The organism is Amycolatopsis keratiniphila subsp. keratiniphila (assembly GCF_001620365.2).
In the GTDB taxonomy this organism is placed as follows: Bacteria; Actinomycetota; Actinomycetes; order Mycobacteriales; family Pseudonocardiaceae; genus Amycolatopsis; species Amycolatopsis keratiniphila.
The window spans coordinates 1-18,706 of sequence record NZ_LQMT02000019.1 but is presented as its reverse complement, the minus strand read 5'-3'; the positions used below and the strand labels follow the sequence as shown (position 1 = coordinate 18,706).

Here is an 18,706-nt window from a genome sequence, read left to right as displayed (position 1 = left end):
GCGCCTGACGGCTCTGACCCGAATCGCCGCTCACGACCCATATTCACCCCACGCACGACAGCAAGGAATCGTCGCGTCACCGACCGCGGAAGCGCGCCGCCAAAGCGGCCACCGGCGACCGCCGCGCCCGCACCGGAAGCGCGCCGGAAGTGATGTCCTCCAGCAGCGTCGCCACGGTCTCCCGCGCACAAGTGCGGTTCGCGCCGATCCCGCCCGAAGGACCGCGTTTGATCCAGCCGACCACATACGCGCCACGGCGCCCGTCGACGCGACCGGCCGTGTTCGGGATCGTGCCGCGGTCGTCGTCGAACGGAAGCCCCGGCACCGGGACTCCGCGATAGCCGACAGCGCGGACGACCTGACCGGCGGCGATCTCCACCGGCCCGTCCTGTCCCGTGACGCGCAGGCCGCGCACCTGGGTGTCGCCGACGATCTCGGTCGGCGCGGAGTGGAACCGCAGGACGATCCGGCGAGCGTCCGACTCCGGAGGAACGGTCCAGTCGACGGCCTCGCGGTCGAGTTCCCGCAGCAGCGCCGCCTTGCCGCTGCCCGCGTCGATCGCGGCCGTGGTGCGCGGGTCGGCGTCATCCACGACGAGCGGCACACCAGCGCGTCCCGCCAGCGCGAGCAGCTCCGGCGACGTGTACGCGGCGTCCTCCGGCCCGCGCCGGGCGAGCAGTACGACCTCCCGGATCTTGCTGGTACGCAAGCGTTCCAGTGCGTGCGGGGCGATCGTCGTCCCGGCGAGGTCGTCGGGGTCGGCGGTGAGGATCCTGGCCACGTCCAGCGCGACGTTCCCGGTGCCGACCAGTACGACACGTTCCGCGGACAGGTCGACGGCGTTCGCGGGCACGTCCGGATGGCCGTTGTACCAGGCGACGACGGTGGTCGCGGCGATGCTGCCGGGCAGCTCCTCGCCGTCCAGGCCGAGCCGGCGCGCGGACGAGGCACCGACCGCGTAGACGACGGCGTCGTGCCGCTCGGCCAGCTCGTCCACCGACACGTCGCGGCCGATCTCGGTGCCCAGGCGCATCTTCAGCCGAGGATGCTCGTGAAGCCGCGAGAAAGTCTCTCCGATCCGCTTCGTGGCCGGGTGGTCCGGGGCGACGCCGTAGCGGACGAGGCCGCCCGCGACCGGCAGCCGGTCGATCAGCGTGACCCGCGCGTTCGTGTGGAGAAGCAGGTCCTCCACCGCGTACATCCCGGCCGGGCCGGTGCCGACGACGGCGATGTCCGGCGGCGCGAAGTCGCTCGGGATGGCCCGGTCGAACGTCGGCGGGCCCCACCGGTGGAAGTTCGGCGCCGGATCCACCGAGGCGGCGGGCTCGCGGTCGGCGTAGAAGGCCGCGTTGATTCCCGCGTAGACCTGCAGCGGTCCGGTCAGCAGATCGGCGGGGAAGATGGCGTCCACCGGGCAGGCGTCCGCGCAGGCCCCGCAGTCGATGCACGTGGCGGGATCGACGTAGAGCATCTCGGTGGTGCCGAAATCGGGCTCGTCCGGCGTCGGGTGGATGCAGTTGACCGGGCAGACCGACACACAGGTGGCGTCGTTGCAGCAGGTCTGGGTGATCGCGAAGGCCATGTCAGATCAGGTTCGCCCGCTTGTAGAACACCAGCGCGGGCCGGGTCAGCAGACCGCACGAGCCGAGGAACTCCATCAGCCCGGCGCAGCTGGACCGCATCATCGACTTGTGGTGCTCGTTGGCCTTCGCCTCACGCAACGCGCGCTTGGTGTCGAGCCCCGCGTGTTTGTACACGTCGCGGTTGATCATGCTGCTGACGATGAAGTACGACGCGATCGCGATGACCAGCGCGTTGATCCGGCGGCGCAGGAAACCCGCGCCCTCCAGCTGCTCGCGCGTCTCCTCCCTGGCGAACTTCATGTGCCGGGACTCTTCGACCACGTGGATGTTGTTGATGGTGCGCACGAACGGGACCACACGCTCGTCACGCATCCAGTCGCGCTGCATGACGTCGAGGACCTCTTCGGCCACCAGGATCGCCGCGTATGCCGCTTCGCCGGTGGCCGTCGCCTTGAAGATCCGGCCGAGTTCGACGGCGAGCTTGCGCGGGCGGTACGGCGGCGCGCCGAGCTTCGCCGCGCCGCGGGCGAACATGATCGAGTGGCGGCATTCGTCGGCGATCTCGGTCAGCGCCCACTGGAACGCCGGATCGGTCGGGTCCTTGGCGTAGAAATCGCGCAGCACCATCTGCTGAAGGATCATCTCGAACCAGATGCCGGTGCTGGCGACCGAAGCGGCTTCCTGGCGGGTGAGCTCCTTCTGCTGCTCCGGGCTCATCTCGGCCCAGTAGCTCGTGCCGTAGAGCGTGCTCCACTCCGGGCTGGCGCCGTGGAAGTCCTTGTCCAGCGGCGTCTCCCAGTCCACCTCGGTGGCCGGGTCGTAGGACAGCATCGCGGACGAATCGAGGAGCCGCTGCGCGGTCTCGTGGCGGCCTGCCCCGGCCGTTCGTGGCACATCGGTGCTGGTCATACGGACCTCCCTGACGACGTCGACAGAGTGCGCGGCTACCTGTTACCGCGATTCACTGTTACTCAAGGTAACATATAGGAGCAGTCCACGAAAGAAGGGGAACCCGCCCATGACCGCGCCCCGCCGTATCGCCACCTTCGACCACGACGGACTCATCTTCGACGTACGGGACACCGGCCCGCTCGATGGCGACGTCGTCGTCCTGCTGCACGGTTTCCCGCAGACCGGCACCTCCTGGGCCGACACGGCCGAGCTGCTCCACCAGCGGGGATACCGCACGATCGTGCCCGACCAGCGCGGCTACTCGCCCCGTGCACGCCCGCGAGGCCGCTTCGCCTACCGGGCCGGCCGTCTCGTGGCCGACACCGTCGCCCTCATCGACACCCTCGGCTCAGGGCCGGTCCACCTCGTCGGACACGACTGGGGTGCCGTCGCCGCCTGGTCGACCGCGGCCCGGCGGCCCGACCTGGTCAAATCCCTGACCACCGTGTCGGTCCCCCATCCCGCGGCGTTCCTCCGCGCGATGCTCGGCAGCGACCAGCTCGTCCGGTCGTACTACATGTTCCTGTTCCAGCTCCCCTGGCTGCCCGAACTCGCCATCCGGAGCCGGCCACGCGTACTGGAACGCACGCTGGCCGGCACCGGCATGACACCCGCCCAGATCGGCCAGGTCCGCCAGGACATCATCGACGGCGGCGCCCTCACCGGCGGCTTGAACTGGTACCGCGCGATGCTCTTCCAGCACCCGGCCGCCCTCCGCGCCCGGGTCACCGTGCCGACCACCCACGTCTGGAGCGACGGCGACACCGCCCTGTCCCGGCGCAGCGCCGAGCTGGCCGGCCAGTACGTCGACGCGGCCTACCGGCTCGAAATCCTGACCGGCGTCAGCCACTGGGTCCCCGAAGAGGCGGCCACGACCCTGGCCGCCATCATCGACCGCACCGCTACGGACGCCGTCAGTCGACCGGCGTGACCTCGGCCATCTCCGACCACGCGTCGCCGTCGAGGTTCTGGTAGTTGATCCGGGGCTTCTCGGCGACGACGGTCGACATGAACGGGAAGAAGTCCTGAGCGTGTTGGGTGGCGACGTGCGCGTCACCGGCGGCGCTGTCGGCGAACACCTCGACGAGGACGAATTCGTTCTCGTCGCCGGCGTTCTGGTAGTAGTCGAACGAGATGTTGCCGGGTTCGCTGCGCACCTGTTGCGTGTAGCGCTCGATACCCTCGAGCCATTCGGTGCGCTTCTCGGGGCGGATCTGTGCTTTGAGAACGATCAGGATCATGGTCCGAGTATCGCAAAGCGGGTCTTCGCGCGCTCCGCTCCGACGCCGCCGAGGGCGGGATGAAAGACTGACGGGGTGATCACCCGGCTCCGGTCCTGTTGGTCCGCGATCCGGTACCTGGCGGTCGGCGCGGCCTCCTCCATGTTCGCCTGGTTCGTCCTGGTCGGCATGCTGTTCGTGCTGCTGATGTGCCCGTTCGGCGTCGGGATCCCGGCGTTGCCCGTCGCGCTCCAGCTGATCCGGCGTCCGGTCAACTTCGAACGGCGCCGGGCCGCCCGCCTGCTCGGTGAGCCGATCCCCGAGCCGTACCGGTCCGGGAACCCGGTGACCGACCCGGCCTCGCGACGGGATCTGGGCTGGCTCGTCTTCCACGGCGCCACCGGTTTCGTCATCGGCATCTTCGCCGTCGCCCTGCCGCTCGGCGGGCTCCGGCAGATCGTCACGGCGTTCATCTGGCCGACGGTCCCCGGCGGGGTGGAAAGTTCCCTCGGGTTCATGGTCACGTCGTGGCCGCTGGCGGCGCTCAGCGCGATCACCGGCGCCGGCATGATCGCGCTGATCTTCCTGTTCCCCCGCGTGGCCCGCTGGCAGGCTTCCATCGCGCGCAGGCTGCTCGCGCCGGCGCCCGGGGTGGTGCTGACCGACCGCGTCGTCGAACTGGCCGCGTCGCGGGCCGCGGCGCTGGAGGCGCACGGCGCCGAGCTCCGTCGCCTCGAACGCGACCTGCACGACGGGACGCAGGCGAGGATCGCCGCGGTGGTCCTGCAGCTGGGGATCGCCGATTCGCTCTTCGACAAGGATCCGCAGCGGGCGCGGGAACTGCTCGGCAAGGCGCAGGACACCGCGACCGGCGCGCTCGCCGAACTCCGGACCGTCGTGCGCAGCATCCATCCGCCGCTGCTGAGCGACCGGGGCCTCGACGGCGCCGTCACCGCGCTGGCCGACCGCTGCCCGGTTCCGTGCACTGTGGACGTTCGCAGCAGCAGTCGTCGTCCCGCCGCCGTCGAAGCGGCCGCCTACTTCGTCGTCGCCGAGATGCTGGCCAACATCACCAAGCATTCCGGCGCCGAACACGCCTGGATCACCCTCGACGGCACCGCCGACACCCTGCTCATCGAAATCCGTGACGACGGCCACGGCGGCGCCGACGAGTCGGGCGGCAGCGGTCTGTCCGGGATCCGCAAACGGGCCGAGGCCTTCGACGGGACCTTGAAACTGTCGAGCCCCGCCGGTGGGCCGACCGTACTGAAAGTGGAGTTGCCATGCGGGTCGTGATCGTCGAGGACGACGCGCTGCTGCGCGAAGGCCTGGTGATGCTGCTGAACACCTCGGGCATCGACGTCGCCGCCGCGGTGGACGATGTGGAGGAGTTCCTCGAACTGGTCGCCAAGGACCGGCCCGACGCGGTGATCACCGACGTCCGGCTTCCGCCGACCCACACCGACGAAGGCCTCCGCGCGGCCGTCAAGGCGCGAAAGATGTACCCCGGGCTGCCCGTGCTTGTGCTCTCCGCGCACGTCGAAACCGGCTACGCGGCGGAACTCCTGGCCGATGGCAAGGGGGCTGTCGGATATCTGCTCAAGGAGCGGGTGGGGAAGGTCGAGAAGTTCCTCGACGCGCTGGACCGGGTCGTCAAGGGCGGGACCGCCATGGACCCCGAGGTGATCACCCAGCTCATGGCGCACCGCCGGGCGACCGATCCGCTCGAAGGGCTGACCGCGCGCGAGCGCGAGGTGCTCGGGCTGATGGCGGAGGGTTACAACAACACGACCATCGCCGAGCTGCTGGTGGTGAGCGACGGCGCGGTGCACAAGCACATCCGGAACATCTTCGCGAAGCTCGGCTTGCCGGAGGACAGCGGGCATCGGCGGGTCTTGGCGGTGCTGGCTTACTTGGGCGGTAAGGGCTGAGGCCCACGTAAGTGGCAAGGTCGAGTGGGGAGGATTGGGACGTGAATGTCCCGATTCCCGCATCGTCGAGCGCCACACGGGTCTCGGAGCTTGATCAACGGAGGATTTGGNNCCAAATCCTCCGTTGATCAAGGTCTTGCCGGGTACCCGAGCGCAGTGGACCGGAGATCGCGCAGGCTCGGGCACTATGGCCTTCGGCCGATGGAACTTCGCCAGCTCGCCCCGCCCAGGCCGCCCGGTATCCGCAGCATGGCGACATCCTGGCAACGCCCGCGTAAGGTCCCAAAGCGGAGGGTTGCGAAAGCCACTTTCGCAACGCTGAAGGTTGCGAAAGTGGCTTTCGCAACCTCCAACGACCGGTCCGGCAGGCGCGGTAGCGCAGGCACCACCCCACGACGGGGGTCACTCCCCTGGTTCCCCGATCCGCCGGACCATAGCGTCTTTCCCATGAACGACACCAAAAACGCCGGCGGCGCGCTCGTCACCGCCTCCCTCTGGCTCGCCCTCCTCGTCAGCTCGGCCATCAACGCGATCGGCCAGTTCGCGGGGCTGGACTGGACGTTCCGCACGATCGCGGGCGCCGTCGCGGTCGTGTGCATCGTGTTGCTGATCGTCCGTTACGTCGCCCGGCGCAGGGCCTGAACAACTCGGCCCGCCTGGAGGTCCGGGCGGGCCGAGTGCTTTCAGGACACCTTCGGCGTCGCGCGCACGCCGTGGTGCATGTACGGCTCCCCTGTCGACAACGTGTAGAACGTGACCGGCATCCAGGTCTGCGCGCCCGGCTCACGGCACACGTAGAGCGAGTCGGTGACCGGGACGAGGTCGAACTCCATCGTCTTCTCCGGCATCAGCTCGGCCAGCGGTCCCGTTGCGGTCTGTCGCAGCCGGAGACCGTCCTTTTCGGACAGTACCTCCATCAGCGCCCCGGCCCGCTCGTAGACACCGACGTGCCTCGAACCGTCGACGGTGACCGGAGGCGAGGGCGGCGTCAGCGGTCGCGGCATCGCCACGTCCGCCAGTTCCGCGAAGATCTCCCGGTACAGCTCCTCGAACAGGTCGCGGGTGTTGCCACCGTTGGTGAGCAACGTGACGGCGAGTCCCTGATCGGGCAGCAGCCGCAGGAACGCGGACTGCCCGATCGTGTTGCCGTCGTGACCGATGACCCGCCGTCCACTCCACTCGTCGCGGATCCAGCCGAGGCCCCAGGAATCGCCCAGGGAGTGCTTGTCGGGGAGGTCGGCGTGCTTCTCGGCCATCGCGGCGGCGGACGCCGTGGTCAGGATCCGCTCACCGGACAGGGTGAGCCCGCCGGTCAGATGCAGCCGCGCGAAGCCGAGCACGTCCTTGGCGGTGGCGGTGATCAGGCCCGCGGGGCCCATGTTCCGCGGCAATCCCCACACCGGCGCGGGCTTCGGGTCTTCGTCCGCGCCACCGACGTGCCCGACGGCGGCACGGAGCAGCAGCGCTTCCTCGGGCAGCGTCACGGTGTGGGTGAGACCGAGCGGCGCGAACAGCTTCTCCCGCATCGCGGCGTCCCAGGTCTGCCCCGTGAGCTTCTCGATCACGCGGCCCATGAGCACGAAACCCGAGTTGCAGTAGGAGAAGGTCTCGCCGAGGGGATGGTTCTGCGCGGCCTGGTCGAGGATTTCGACGTAGCGTTCGAGGCAGTCGTCACCTCGGCCGGTGTCGGTGAAGACGTCTCCGTCGATGCCGCTGGTGTGTGTCAGCAGATGCCGCATGGTCACCTGCTTGGCGACGTCCGGATCGGCGAGCCGCAGTTCGGGGACGACGTCGGCGATCGGCGCGTCGAGGTCGAGAAGGCCCTCGTCGACCAGCTGCATGACCACGGTCGCGGTCCACACCTTGGAGATCGAGCCGATCTGGAACACCGAATCGTCGGTGACCTCGACCCCGGACTTCGTGTTCAGCACGCCGTAGGAAGCCAAAACCTCGGCGTCGTCGCCGACCCGCGTGATGCCCAGCGCCGCTCCGGGAACGCGGTGCTTGCGCGCGAGTTCGGCCAGTCGTCGCCGCCAATGCGCCGCTTCGATCGGCACCCGCGACACCCCGTCCGCGGGCGCGGCGTACTGCTCGACCCATTCGAGGACGCGCCGGTTGAAGTCGACGCGCTGCGAGGGCGGCCCGTCGAGAATGAACAGGTGCGAGGCGTCCGGGTACAGCACCAGCCGCGACGGGACACCCCGGACGCGTAGTGCGCTGAACCACTGCTCGGCCTGACCGACCGGGCACCGGTCGTCGTTCGCGCCCTGGACGACGAGCGTCGGCGTCCGCACGTCGGCGACGCGGGCGAACGGCGAGAACCGCTCGTTCGCCTTGTCCCACGCCGGACCGCCGAGTTCACCGACGGCCAGGTAGTGCCCGGCGTCGGACGTGCCGCCCATGCTGGTGAGGTCGCTGACCACACCGCCGGCGACAGCGGCGGCGAAGCGGTCGTCCCGGCTGGTCAGATAGCAGGTCATGAACCCGCCGTAGCTGTAGCCCGCCACGGCGAGCCGGTCCGCGTCGGCGATCCCTTCGGCGACCAGGTGGTCGAGAGGTTCGAGGAAGTCGGCCGCGTCGGCGACACCCCACCCTCCCACGGCGCCCGTGTAGAAGTCCTCGCCGTAGCCGTCGCTCCCGCGCGGGTTGAGCAGCAGCACCGCCCAGCCTCGTGCCACGAGTTCCTGGTGATAGAGGTGGATCGAGTCGGCCGCGCCGTTCCAGGCGTTGTGCGGTCCGCCGTGGATGTCGAGCAGCAGCGGGGCGGCGCCGGATCGCGCCGGGTCCCGCAGCAGCCAGCCGTGCACGACGGTGCCGTCGCCGATGGTGAATTCCCGTTCCTCATGACGAAAAAGCTCGATATCGGACTCGCCGTGTTTCGTCCGCACGTCGACCGCGCCGGTGGCCGGGTCGACGACGGTGACCTCCCCGAACGACGTGCCCGTGGCCAGAACGACCACGACGCGCCCGCCCGCGATGTCCATTCCGGACACGACGCGGTCCGCGCCCGCCAGCACCGCGCGCGGCTCCCCGCCCTCGGTGTCCACTTCGTACAGATGGGTGCAGCCGCGGTCGCGGACGCCGAACAGCACGGCGCCGTCGGCCGTCACCTGCGGCAGGGCTCCCGGATAGCCTGGGCCGCCCGACATCACGTTGCGGTCCAGCGCGGCGGCCAAGTCGACCGGATCGCCACCGTCCAGCGGCACCCGCCACAGCCCCAGGTGCCCGACCTCGGTGTCGGGCCTGCCGACCACCAGCAGCGCGGTGCCGTCGGCGGTCCAGCCGACCGTGCCCGCCATCCCTTCGCCCGAGCCGATCAGCTGCGGCTCGGAGGTCTTCGTGGTCACGTCGAGAACGTAAGCACCGGAGCGGAACGTCAGATCCGCGTCACCGTCACGACCGGCGGAGAAGGCCAGCCGGGTTCCGTCGGGCGACCAGGCCGGGTCGCCGGCGTGCCAATCGCCGAAGGTCACCTGCCGGACTTCCCGGGTGGCGACGTCGAGGACGTGCAGATGCTTGCGGACGGTCTTGATCAGCCCCGCACCGTCGGCCTTGAAGTCCAGGCGGTCGGCCACCACCGGGGCGTTCGGCGCCGCTTCCCCGCCCGCCAGGTCGACCGCGGCCGAGAACGCGATCTTGCCGCCGTCCGGGCTCCACACCGGGGCGCCCGCACCCAGCGGGAGTTCGGTGATCCGCTCGGCCTCCCCGCCCGACGACGGCAGGAACCACACCTGCGGCGGCCCGTCCTGGGCACGGAGGAACGCGATCCGCGTGCCGTCCGGCGCCCATTTCGGTGCCATGTCGGCGGTTCCGCGCGTGAGCTGCCGTGCTTCGCCACCGGCCGCGCCGACCTCCCAGAGCGTGTGGACGTTCCGGTCCTCGTCGCGGTCGGCGGTGCGCAGGACGTAGACGATCCGGTCGCCGTCCGGGGAAAGCGAAGGCTGGCTGGGGACGGCGATGTCGTACAGGTCGTCGAGACCGAGACGTCGGGTCATGATGCGCTTGCTCCTCTGGAAATCGTGAGCTCGTTTTCGCTGAAGTGGCAGGCCGCCGAATGACGTCGGTATGCCGCGTCGTCAGCGGGATCCGCCTGGAGGCAGAGTTCGCGGCCGGTACGCACGAGCGGGCCGACCGGACAGCGGGTGTGGTAGCGGCATCCGGCCGGTGGATGGTGCGGGTCGGCGGGTTCGACGTCGGCGGTCTCGCTCGCGTCGCCGAGGTCGAGCAGTGAACCGGTCGCCGACGGCGCCGCGGCGAGCAGGTCACGGGTGTACGGGTGCTGTGGGTCCGTCAGCACCTGTTCGGCCGGGCCGACCTCGACGATCCGCCCGAGGTACATCACCGCGACGATGTCGCTGAGATAGCGGATCACCGCGAGGTTGTGCGAAATGAACAGCATCGATAGGCCCAGCCGCCGTTGCACCGACCGGACGAGATTCAGTACCGCGCCTTGAACCGACACGTCGAGCGCCGAGGTGATCTCGTCCGCGATCAGCACTTCGGGTCGCCCGGCCAGCGCGCGGGCGAGCGCCACCCGCTGCCGCTGGCCGCCGGAAAGCTGCCCCGGCAGATGCCCGGCCCGATCCGGGTCGAGGTTGACCAGTTCCAGCAGCCGGGCGACCTCGTCCCGGCGTGCGCCGCGGCCGGGCAGGACGCCGCGCGGGATCGCTTCGGTGATCGACTCCCCGATGCTCATCCGGGGGTCCAAAGAGGAATACGGATCCTGGAACACCATCTGCAACGGAGGACGCCGGGGTAGCTTGCGCACGTCCACGCCGCCCAGCAGGACCCGTCCGGCGCTGATCGGCGAGAGCCCGACGGCGGCGCGAGCCAGCGTCGATTTCCCGGAGCCCGATTCGCCGACGAGCCCCACGACCTGTCCGGAAGGGACGGTCAGGCCGACCCGGTCGACGGCGGTGAGCCCGCGCCTGCCGCCGTACCGCACGCTCACCGCGTCGAACACGAGATCGCTCACTCCGCACCTCCGGCGGTCACGGTTTCCTTGGCGGGTTGGGAAAGCGGCGCGGGATACCAGCACGCGACGCGATGCTCGGCCCCCACGCGCTCCAACGCCGGGTCTTCGAGACGGCACCGGTCGGTCGCCGACGGGCATCGGTCGGCGAAGGCACAGCCGTTGGGCACGCGATCCGGCTCCGGCGGACGGCCCGGGATCACCGCCAGCGACGCCTCACGATCGGTCTCGAGGTCGAGCGTCGCGGCCATCAGGGCCCGTGTGTAGGGATGCCGCGGCGTCGCGGCGGACGGCAGATCTTCCACCACCCGGCCCGCGTACATGACCAGCATCCGTTCGCACGTCTGCGAAACGACCGCGATGTCGTGGCTGATCAGGATGATCGCCGTATTCCGCTCCGCCCTGGTCCGCGCCAGCAGGCGCAGCAACTGCCGCTGCACCGTGACGTCCAGCGCCGTGGTCGGCTCGTCGGCGATGATGAGCTTAGGGTCGCCCATCAGGCCCATGCCGATCATCGCGCGCTGTCGCATCCCGCCGGAGAATTCGTGCGGGTACTGCCGCGCTCGGCGTTCGGCGGCGGGGATCCGCACCGCGCGCAACCGGTCGACGGCCCGCTCGAAGGCTTTGGCACGCGGGAGTCCCTGGTGCTGCTCGGCGACTTCGGCCAGTTGACGGCCGATCCGCCTGGTCGGGTTGAACGACGTCATCGGATCCTGGAACACCATCGCCAACGAGGTGCCGAGCAACCCGCGCAACTCCCGTTCCGGGGTCGTCAGCACCGGTTTCCCGGCGAATTCGAGCTTGTCCGCGGTGACCACGGCCGGCGATTCGACGAGTCGTGACACCGCCAGCCCGGTCAGGCTCTTGCCCGAGCCGGACTCGCCGACGACCCCGATCGCCTCGCCCGCGCGGACGGTGAAGCTCACCCCGCGCACCGGAACGGTCCAGCCCGCCGGACGCGGGAACGCCACCTGGAGGTTCTCCACCACCAGCACCGCGTCGTCGCGGACGTCGGCGGCGTCCTCCCTCGCGGGCGTGACCGGCCGCGGGGCGAGTTCGCGCAGGCCGGTGCGGACGCCGATCACCCCGGCGACGGTCTCACCGACCAGGTTGAAGGCGAGTCCCGCCAGCACCACGGCCACGCCCGGCGCGAGCGCGGCCGCCGGGTTGACGTAGATCCCGTTGAGCCCTTCGCCGAGCAGCCGTCCCCAGTCGTAATCCGGTGCCTGCACACCGATGCCGAGGAACGACAACCCGGAGAACGCCAGCAGGCAGGCACCCGCGCCGATGGTCGCGTTCACCACCAGTGGTTCGCCGATATTGGGGAGGATGTGCCGGAGCAGCAACCGTATCCGGCCGACCCCGGAGATCCGCGCGGCGGACACGAAGTCCTGCCCCGCGACGGAGGCGGACAGCGTCTGCGCGAGCCGCGCGAACGCCGGCGCGAGCGCGAAACCGACCGCGAACACCGCGCCGTGCGTCCCGACCCCGAAGATGACCGAGAAGAACAACACCAGCAACAGCCCCGGGAACGCGACCGCGATGTTCACCGCGGACGTCACCAGCCGTGCCGCGGGGCGCGGCAGCAGCGAGGGCAACGTGCCGAGCACGAGTCCGGTCACCACCCCGATCACCGTCGCGAGCACGGCCAGCAGGACCGAAAGCCGGGTCGCGACCAGGACGCGGAAGAGGATGTCGCGGCCGAGGTCGTCGGTACCGAGCCAATGCGCCGCCGACGGTCCCTGCCCGATGGCGTTCGTGTCGATCGCGAAAGCGTTGTCGTGCCACAGGATCGGGGCGAACACCGCGAGCGCGAGCACCAGCGTCAGCAGGGCCGCCGCGAACCCGCCCACCGGGGTGCGCAGCGCCGCGAACCATTTCGCCATCTCAGTTCTCCCGGATCGTCGAACGCGGATCGAGAACGGCCAGCAGCACGTCCACCGTCAGGTTCACCAGCAGGACCCCGATGCCGTAGACGAGCACGATCCCCTGTACCAGCGGATAATCCTTTTGCAGGATCGACTGGGCGATGGTCGAACCGAGGCCCGGCCAGGCGAAGACGTTCTCCACCAGCACCGTCCCGGCGACCATCCCGGTCAGCATCAGCCCGCCCATGGTGAGCGTCGCGGTCAGCGCATTCGGCAGCGCGTGCCGCAGGTAGACCAGCCGGGCGGGCAGCCGCTTCGCTCTCGCCGTGCGGATGAAGTCGTTGCCCAGCACGGAAAGCGTCTCCACCCGGACGATGCGCGCGAGCACCGACGCCGGACCGAGCGCCAGCGCGATCACCGGGAGCACGAACGAGCTCGCGCCCGCGTTCCCGGCGACCGGGAACCAGCCCAGCTGGACCGAGAAGAACGCGACCAGCGCCACCGCGAGCAGGAACTCCGGGATGGCCGCGAGCAGCACGGTCGTCGAGGTGAACGCCAGCTCACCGCCCCGACGGCGTCCACCTCGGGTCAGCACGGCGAACAGCAGGCCCAGCGGGATCGCGACCGCGATGACCACCACGAAGGCGGGCAACGCCAATTCGAGGGTGGCGGGCAGCCGGTCGCCGATCACCTCGGAGACCGGCTGCCCGCTCGTCATCGACGTCCCGAAGTCACCGGTGACCAGCCCGCCGAGGTAGTGGACGTACTGCAGCCACAGTGGATCGTCGAGGCCGAGCGCCGCCCGCCGAGCGTTCACCAGCTCGACCGGCGCGGTCAGCCCGAGCGCCGCCCGGACCGGGTCGCCCGGGATCAGCTGGATCATCAAGAACGCCGTGGTGATCAGGACCCACAACGAGATCGCGAACCGGCCGAGGCGGCGCACGGCGAACGACAGCCACGGGCTGCCGCGCAACCCGGCCGGGGCGACCGCGACGGCCATCAGCTGTACATCCGGATCGACGACGGCTCGACCGAACCGAAGATGACCTTGAACCGCGCGTTGCTGCCGAAGGTCGGGATGACCGAGTTGACGTAGGGCACGACGTCCAGCCGCTCGATGAGCGCCTGTTCCGCCGCGAGCCAGGTCGCGCAGCCCGATTCACCGGACATCTGCGCCGCCTGCGCGGCCTGTGACGTGTACTTCTCGTTCTCGATGTGGGCGAAGTTCGTGCCCGCCGGCGGTTTCGGTCCCGAGACGAACGGGCCGACCTGGCTCGGCAGCAGCAAGGTCACCGGCGCCAGCGAGATGTCCCACTCACCGGTGTTGAACAGCACCTGGCTGGTCCCCGGACTGTCGAGACCCTTGAGCGTCACGTCGGCGCCGACGGCCTTCCACGACTGCTGCATCAGTTCCGCGGCGGGCGCCATCGTCGGCCCGAGTTGCGTGCCGTAGATGGCGGTCAGCGCGAGCCGTTTGCCGTCCTTGACCCGCACCCCGTCCGCTCCCGGCTTCCAGCCGGCCGCGTCGAGGGTCGACTTCGCGGCGGCGACGTCGAACGCGGGGAGCTTGCCCGCCACCGCGTCCCCGGCACAGGCCCTGGGTTCGGTGGTGACCATTCCCTGGCTGGGTGCCCCCGAGCCGCTGGTGAGCACCTTCCCGATCTGGGCGAGGTCGAGCGCCTGCACCAGCCCGCGGCGCACGGCCTGGTCGCCGCCCGCACGGCCAGGCGCCTGGTTGAAGAACATCTCGCCCATCGGCACGACCTGCTCGCCGTGGAACAGCTTCTGGGCGCGCAGCCGCTGCTGGTCCTGGCCGGTGATCCGGGCGCCGTTGAGCTCACCGGACAGCAGCAGGTTCGCGGCGGTCGTCATGTTCTGGATGACCCGGAAGGTCACCTTCTCCGGCAGTCCGGGCTGCTCACGCTGCCAATCCCCCGGCCCCCACGCGTAATCCTTGCGCCTGGTGAGGGTGTAGTGGTCGTTCGGCACGATCTCGGTCATGGTGAACATGCCGGTGCCGTACTTGCCCTTGGCGAGCGCCTGCCGGTCGGTCACGCCCTTGCCGCACACGATCGGCAGACCGCCGACGTTGCGCAGCAGGAACGCGTCCGGCGCACCGCTGGTGAGCGTGATCTTCCGCGCCGCGTCGTCGGCGGTCGCCTTGGTCCCCGGCGCGACGGTGAGCCCGGACATCGGCGACTTGTTGGCGGGATCGCCGACGAAGTTGATGTTGGCCGCCACGTCGCTCGCGGTCAGCGGAGTGCCGTCGTCGCAGGTGATCCCGTTCCGCAGGGTGAAGGAGGCCGTGGTCGTGGTGGCCTCCCACTTCTCGGCGAGGCCGGCGATCGGCTTGCCCGCCTCGTCGAGGTTGATCAGGCTGTCGTAGAGGTAGCGCCCGATGTCGAGCGCGACCGAGAGCACGGTCATCGCCGGGTCGAGCGCTCCCGGATCGGTGCCGATCGCCATCGTGAAGGTCTTGCCCTCGGTCAATTTCTGGTTCGCGGTCCGGTCCTGCCCGGATTGCGACGTCCCCCCGCACGCGCTCACGGTCAAGGCCACCACGCTCGTGATCGCGGCGGTGAGCCGGGCTTTCTTCATGCGGTTTCTCCTATTGTCCCGAGTCGTTGGTTCGCGTCCTGAGCACTTCTGGTCGTGGGGTGGCTGAAGGGGACTTTCACCGCATGCGACGGGGGCGAAGCGCCCTTCATCACGTGAAGTGAGGGGGTGGTCGACGGTGCCAGGGGTCGTGAGTGATTTGGGCCGTTCTAACGACCCGAATCACTCACGACTTCCTCACGACCCGACGGTCTGCGCACGGAGGTGATCGACGGCGAGGCGGGCGGCCTCACCGAGGGCGGAGTCGACCGCGGGCTGGCGGTCGGCGAGGGATTCGGCGCGGGTGAACACCGCGACGGCGTAGCGGCGACCGTCCACATGGGTCACCACCCCCGCTTCGTTGCGGACGGCGGGAAGCGTCCCGGTCTTGGCCGCGATCGCGACACCCGCGGGGAAACCGGACGAGATCCGGTGCGGCCAGATCTGCTGCGCCATGATCGTCCGGACGCGTTCGCAGGCGGCCGGGTCGCCCGCGCGGTCGGTCCAGATCGCGTCGAGCAACGCGGTGATCTCCCTCGGCGTCGACGACGTCGTGCGTTCCGGGTCGAGCACCGCGAGTTTCCACATCTGCTCTTCGGTCGCCGCGGCGAACACGGCTCCCAGATCGTCATCCGGTTGCGCGCCGAGATCGGCGATCACCGAAGCGAAGAGGTCTTCGCAACAGCCGATCAGCCGCGTCCTGGCGAGGCCAAGGTCGGCGAGGACCCGGTCGACGGCTTCCTGCCCGACCCGGTGGTAGACGACGTCGGTCGCGGCGTTGTCGCTCATCGTCAGCATGAAATGCGCCAGGTCACGCCAGCTCATCTCGACGTCGTCCGCGCAGCCGGCGGTCCCGATCCCGCCGATCCGGTACCGCGCGGTGACGCGGGTCCGCTCGGTCTCGTCGATCCGCCCGGCGACCACCTCGCGGGCGAAGGCGACCGCCACCGGGATCTTGAACACGGACGCCAGCACGACCGGATCGTCCGCGCCGACACCGACTTCGGGACCGTCGGGGACGCCGATCTCGCGCGCGTGCACGAATCCGCGCGCCCCCGCCTCGGCGAAGACGGCCTCGATCTCGTCGGCGATCGCCGTCACTGGCTCACCCGGCGGTCGGCCCGTCCCGTGTGGACGAACAACGCGCGGCCGGTGCCGTCGTCACCGACGAACGCGTGCGGCATGTGCAGGCCGAGACCGTCGTGCTCGGCGACCAGGGTGTCGCCCTTGTAGCCCAGCAGCCTGCTCTTCTCCGGCGCCGAACCGAGGTCGGCGAACATGCCCTTCATCGTGCGTTCCAGCCACAGGCCGCCCTCTTCGTCCTGCGTGACGACGATGTCCGCCACCTGAGACGAGTACTCGCCCACATACCGCGACGGGTCCGCCGGGGCCTCCGCGGCGTTCGGCTCCGGCAGCGACGGGACCTCGACGCCGGCGAGGTCGCCCAGCACCTTCCGGAAGACGTCCAGGTACAGGTGCAACGGTTTGCCGCCGTTGGTCAGCAGGGCCACCGCGACGTTGCTGCCCGGCACCACGCGCAGGAACGCGGACTGGCCGATGGTGCCGCCGTCGTGTCCGATCACCGGGCCGCCGTCCCAGTCGAAGATCATCCAGCCGAGGCCCCACGCCCCGCCCATCAGGCCGAGGTAGGGCAGTTCGACCTGGCGTTCCCACATGGCCCGCGCGGTTTCGGGCCGCAGGACCAGGGTGCCGTCGTCCGCGCGGCCTTCGTTGAGGTGCATGCGCACGAAGGTCAGCAGGTCGCGCGGGCGCATCGCCACATGCGAACCCGCCGGCACGTTGGACCGCGTCAACGCCCAGGCGGGCGCGGCCACCGGCTCGTCGTCCGGCTTCGGCTGGAGGTGACCGATCGCCGCGCGATACCGAATCGCGTCGTAGGGCCCGGCCGCGGCATGGGTCAGACCGAGCGGCGTGAAGAGGTGGTCGCGCAGGCAGTCGTCGTAGGACTTGCCACGCAGGACTTCGATGATCCTGCCGAGCACGCAGTACCCGGCGTTGTTGTAGGAGAACATCTCCCCCGGCTGGAACAGCTGGGGCACGTCGGAGAGCGTCGCCACGAGCTTCGCGACGCAGTCGTCGCCCTGCCCGGTGTCGGTGAAGATGTCGCCCTCGAATCCGGAGGTGTGACAGGTCAGCTGCCGCACCGTGATCCGCGACGCCGCGTCGTCGTCCGCGAGGGTGAACTCGGGAAGGTAATCGCGGACCGGCTTGTCGAGGTCGAGCCTGCCTTCGTCGACGAGCTGCATCGCCAGGGTGGTGGTCCACACCTTGGTGATCGACCCGATCTGGAACACGGAGTCCACTGTGGACTCGACGCCGGTGTTCTTGTTCAGAATTCCGGCCGCGTGGTCGATCACCTCGCCGTTCGCGAAGACCGCGATGGCGGCGCCGGGCACCTGATGCTCGGCCAGAAGAGCGGAAAAGTTCTCCGCGAGCCAGGTATCGATTTCGGAAAGTTTCGACATGCGCACCTCTTGTCCGTGGAAAGGGTGGTCCGGCGGTTCCCGGAATGCTAGGCCGGTGACGGGCGTCACCGGTTCGTGCGGAACGACGAGAGCGGCGGGAAAATTCATCCGGCCGGACGAATCATTCGCGGTCGGCCTCGGGAAGCCTGAGCCATTCGACGGCCTGTGCCGCGGCGAACCCGATGAACGCGTCCCGCTCCGGCACCCGCGACCGCCCGTCGACCGCGTCGGTGAAAATCCCTACCGCGTAACGGCCGCCATCCGGGTACTCGACCACACCGACCTCGTTGCGCACCGACGGCAGCGTCCCGGTCTTGCCGCTGACGCGGATCCCGTCGTCCGGGAACCCGGACCGCAGCCGGTGCGGCCACACCTGGAGGTCCATCCAGCGCCGGACGTCCGCGCACGCCGCCGGAGCCGCCGCCTCGTCGCGCCAGATGAGCCCGAGCAGCCGGGTGATCTCCTCCGCGGTCGTGGCGCAACTGTGCTCCGGTTGCAGGGCGCGCAACGCGGTGATGCGCTCGATCGGCAGCTCCGTCAGCAGCCTTTCGTCGTCCTCGTAGGAGATCCCGAGGTCGTCCCCGATGCCGCGCAGCACCTCTCCGCAGTCCTGTGAAACGGTGGTGTGCTCGAAACCGAGGTCGCGCAACGTCTTCTCGGTCGCTTCCTTACCGACGCGGTCGAGGGTCAGGTCGGTGGCGACGTTGTCGCTGATCCCGATCATCAGGATCGCGAGGTCGTACCAGGACATCGTGATCTCGTGCCGGAAGGTGGCCAGGCCGTACGGGCTCGGCGTGGGATGCCCCGGCGGGACGGTGATCCGCTCGCCGAGGTCGAGCGCGCCCTCGGCACCCTGCTTCGCCAGTTCCAGCGCGATCGGGACCTTGAAGACCGACGCCGTGACGACCGGGGCGTGTTCGTCGACGCCGATTTGCCGGGCGCCGTCGATTTCGGCCGCGTGCAGCCGGACGCGGACGCCGACCTCCTTCGCGCGCTCGTTGATCTTTTCGGTGACTTCGGACGCGGTGGGCATGGGACTCCTTGTCTGCGTTGGGGTCGTGTCTCGTCGGGAGCCGGGGGTTGTTGCGAAAGCCACTTTC

At 69.8% G+C, this 18,706-nt stretch carries 15 protein-coding genes; 4 read left to right on the top strand and 11 right to left on the bottom strand.

Translation table 11 applies throughout. The features are described from left to right. Nucleotides 1-76: 76 nt before the first annotated feature. Both AVR91_RS18120 and AVR91_RS18115 read right to left on the bottom strand, forming a co-directional pair. Nucleotides 77-1,582, bottom strand: a complete 1,506-nt coding sequence (locus tag AVR91_RS18120; RefSeq protein ID WP_063276526.1) for an FAD-dependent oxidoreductase — start codon at nucleotides 1,580-1,582, stop codon at nucleotides 77-79. A 1-nt stretch (nucleotide 1,583) separates the two neighbouring features. Beyond that, nucleotides 1,584-2,492, bottom strand: a complete 909-nt coding sequence (locus AVR91_RS18115) for an AurF N-oxygenase family protein (RefSeq protein ID WP_063276525.1) — start codon at nucleotides 2,490-2,492, stop codon at nucleotides 1,584-1,586. Nucleotides 2,493-2,601: 109 nt separating this feature from the next. Here AVR91_RS18115 and AVR91_RS18110 point away from each other — a divergent pair, with 109 nt between their 5' ends. Then, on the top strand, nucleotides 2,602-3,465 hold the full coding sequence (locus tag AVR91_RS18110; protein WP_083737622.1) for an alpha/beta fold hydrolase: 864 nt from the start codon (nucleotides 2,602-2,604) through the stop codon (nucleotides 3,463-3,465). On the opposite strand, the gene AVR91_RS18105 is transcribed toward AVR91_RS18110, so the two are convergent. Next, the gene (locus AVR91_RS18105) at nucleotides 3,449-3,775 is read right to left on the bottom strand and encodes a putative quinol monooxygenase (protein WP_063276524.1); all 327 of its coding nucleotides are present in this window, start codon (nucleotides 3,773-3,775) and stop codon (nucleotides 3,449-3,451) included. The genes AVR91_RS18110 and AVR91_RS18105 overlap by 17 nt on opposite strands. Before the next feature lie 75 nt (nucleotides 3,776-3,850). Between AVR91_RS18105 and AVR91_RS18100 the strand changes: the two genes are divergently transcribed. The 3 genes from AVR91_RS18100 to AVR91_RS18090 all read left to right on the top strand — a co-directional run bounded on the left by AVR91_RS18100 (nucleotide 3,851) and on the right by AVR91_RS18090 (nucleotide 6,327). Next, complete coding sequence (locus AVR91_RS18100; protein ID WP_063276523.1) at nucleotides 3,851-5,050, top strand: sensor histidine kinase; 1,200 nt, start codon at nucleotides 3,851-3,853, stop codon at nucleotides 5,048-5,050. After that, nucleotides 5,038-5,685, top strand: coding sequence for a response regulator transcription factor (locus AVR91_RS18095; protein WP_016334561.1), 648 nt, complete (start codon nucleotides 5,038-5,040; stop codon nucleotides 5,683-5,685). The genes AVR91_RS18100 and AVR91_RS18095 overlap by 13 nt, the downstream gene beginning before the upstream one ends. Nucleotides 5,686-6,132: 447 nt before the next feature. Next, complete coding sequence (locus tag AVR91_RS18090) at nucleotides 6,133-6,327, top strand: hypothetical protein (RefSeq protein ID WP_063276522.1); 195 nt, start codon at nucleotides 6,133-6,135, stop codon at nucleotides 6,325-6,327. A gap of 41 nt (nucleotides 6,328-6,368) precedes the next feature. Here AVR91_RS18090 and AVR91_RS18085 read toward each other — a convergent pair whose 3' ends face one another. From AVR91_RS18085 to AVR91_RS18050, 8 genes are all read right to left on the bottom strand, one after another. Next, nucleotides 6,369-9,680 (bottom strand): serine hydrolase, encoded by a 3,312-nt coding sequence (locus AVR91_RS18085; protein WP_063276521.1) that lies wholly within the window; start codon nucleotides 9,678-9,680, stop codon nucleotides 6,369-6,371. After that, nucleotides 9,677-10,660, bottom strand: coding sequence for an ABC transporter ATP-binding protein (locus AVR91_RS18080; protein ID WP_063276520.1), 984 nt, complete (start codon nucleotides 10,658-10,660; stop codon nucleotides 9,677-9,679). The genes AVR91_RS18085 and AVR91_RS18080 overlap by 4 nt, the downstream gene beginning before the upstream one ends. Then, a complete protein-coding gene (locus AVR91_RS18075; RefSeq protein WP_063276519.1) occupies nucleotides 10,657-12,543 on the bottom strand; it encodes a dipeptide/oligopeptide/nickel ABC transporter permease/ATP-binding protein in 1,887 nt (628 codons plus the stop codon). The genes AVR91_RS18080 and AVR91_RS18075 overlap by 4 nt, the downstream gene beginning before the upstream one ends. 1 nt (nucleotide 12,544) lies before the next feature. Continuing rightward, nucleotides 12,545-13,525 carry an ABC transporter permease gene (locus AVR91_RS18070; protein WP_063276518.1) on the bottom strand — a complete coding sequence of 327 codons (981 nt, stop codon included), beginning with the start codon at nucleotides 13,523-13,525 and terminating at the stop codon, nucleotides 12,545-12,547. Further along, nucleotides 13,525-15,123, bottom strand: coding sequence for an ABC transporter substrate-binding protein (locus tag AVR91_RS18065; protein ID WP_063276517.1), 1,599 nt, complete (start codon nucleotides 15,121-15,123; stop codon nucleotides 13,525-13,527). The genes AVR91_RS18070 and AVR91_RS18065 overlap by 1 nt, the downstream gene beginning before the upstream one ends. Nucleotides 15,124-15,318: 195 nt before the next feature. Continuing rightward, nucleotides 15,319-16,221: a serine hydrolase gene (locus AVR91_RS18060; RefSeq protein ID WP_063276516.1), complete on the bottom strand. Its 903-nt coding sequence runs from the start codon at nucleotides 16,219-16,221 to the stop codon at nucleotides 15,319-15,321. Next, nucleotides 16,218-17,606: a serine hydrolase domain-containing protein gene (locus AVR91_RS18055; protein ID WP_063276515.1), complete on the bottom strand. Its 1,389-nt coding sequence runs from the start codon at nucleotides 17,604-17,606 to the stop codon at nucleotides 16,218-16,220. Before AVR91_RS18055 ends, AVR91_RS18060 begins: the two co-directional genes overlap by 4 nt. 121 nt (nucleotides 17,607-17,727) lie before the next feature. After that, nucleotides 17,728-18,639: a serine hydrolase gene (locus tag AVR91_RS18050; RefSeq protein ID WP_063276514.1), complete on the bottom strand. Its 912-nt coding sequence runs from the start codon at nucleotides 18,637-18,639 to the stop codon at nucleotides 17,728-17,730. Between the last annotated feature and the right edge of the window lie 67 nt (nucleotides 18,640-18,706).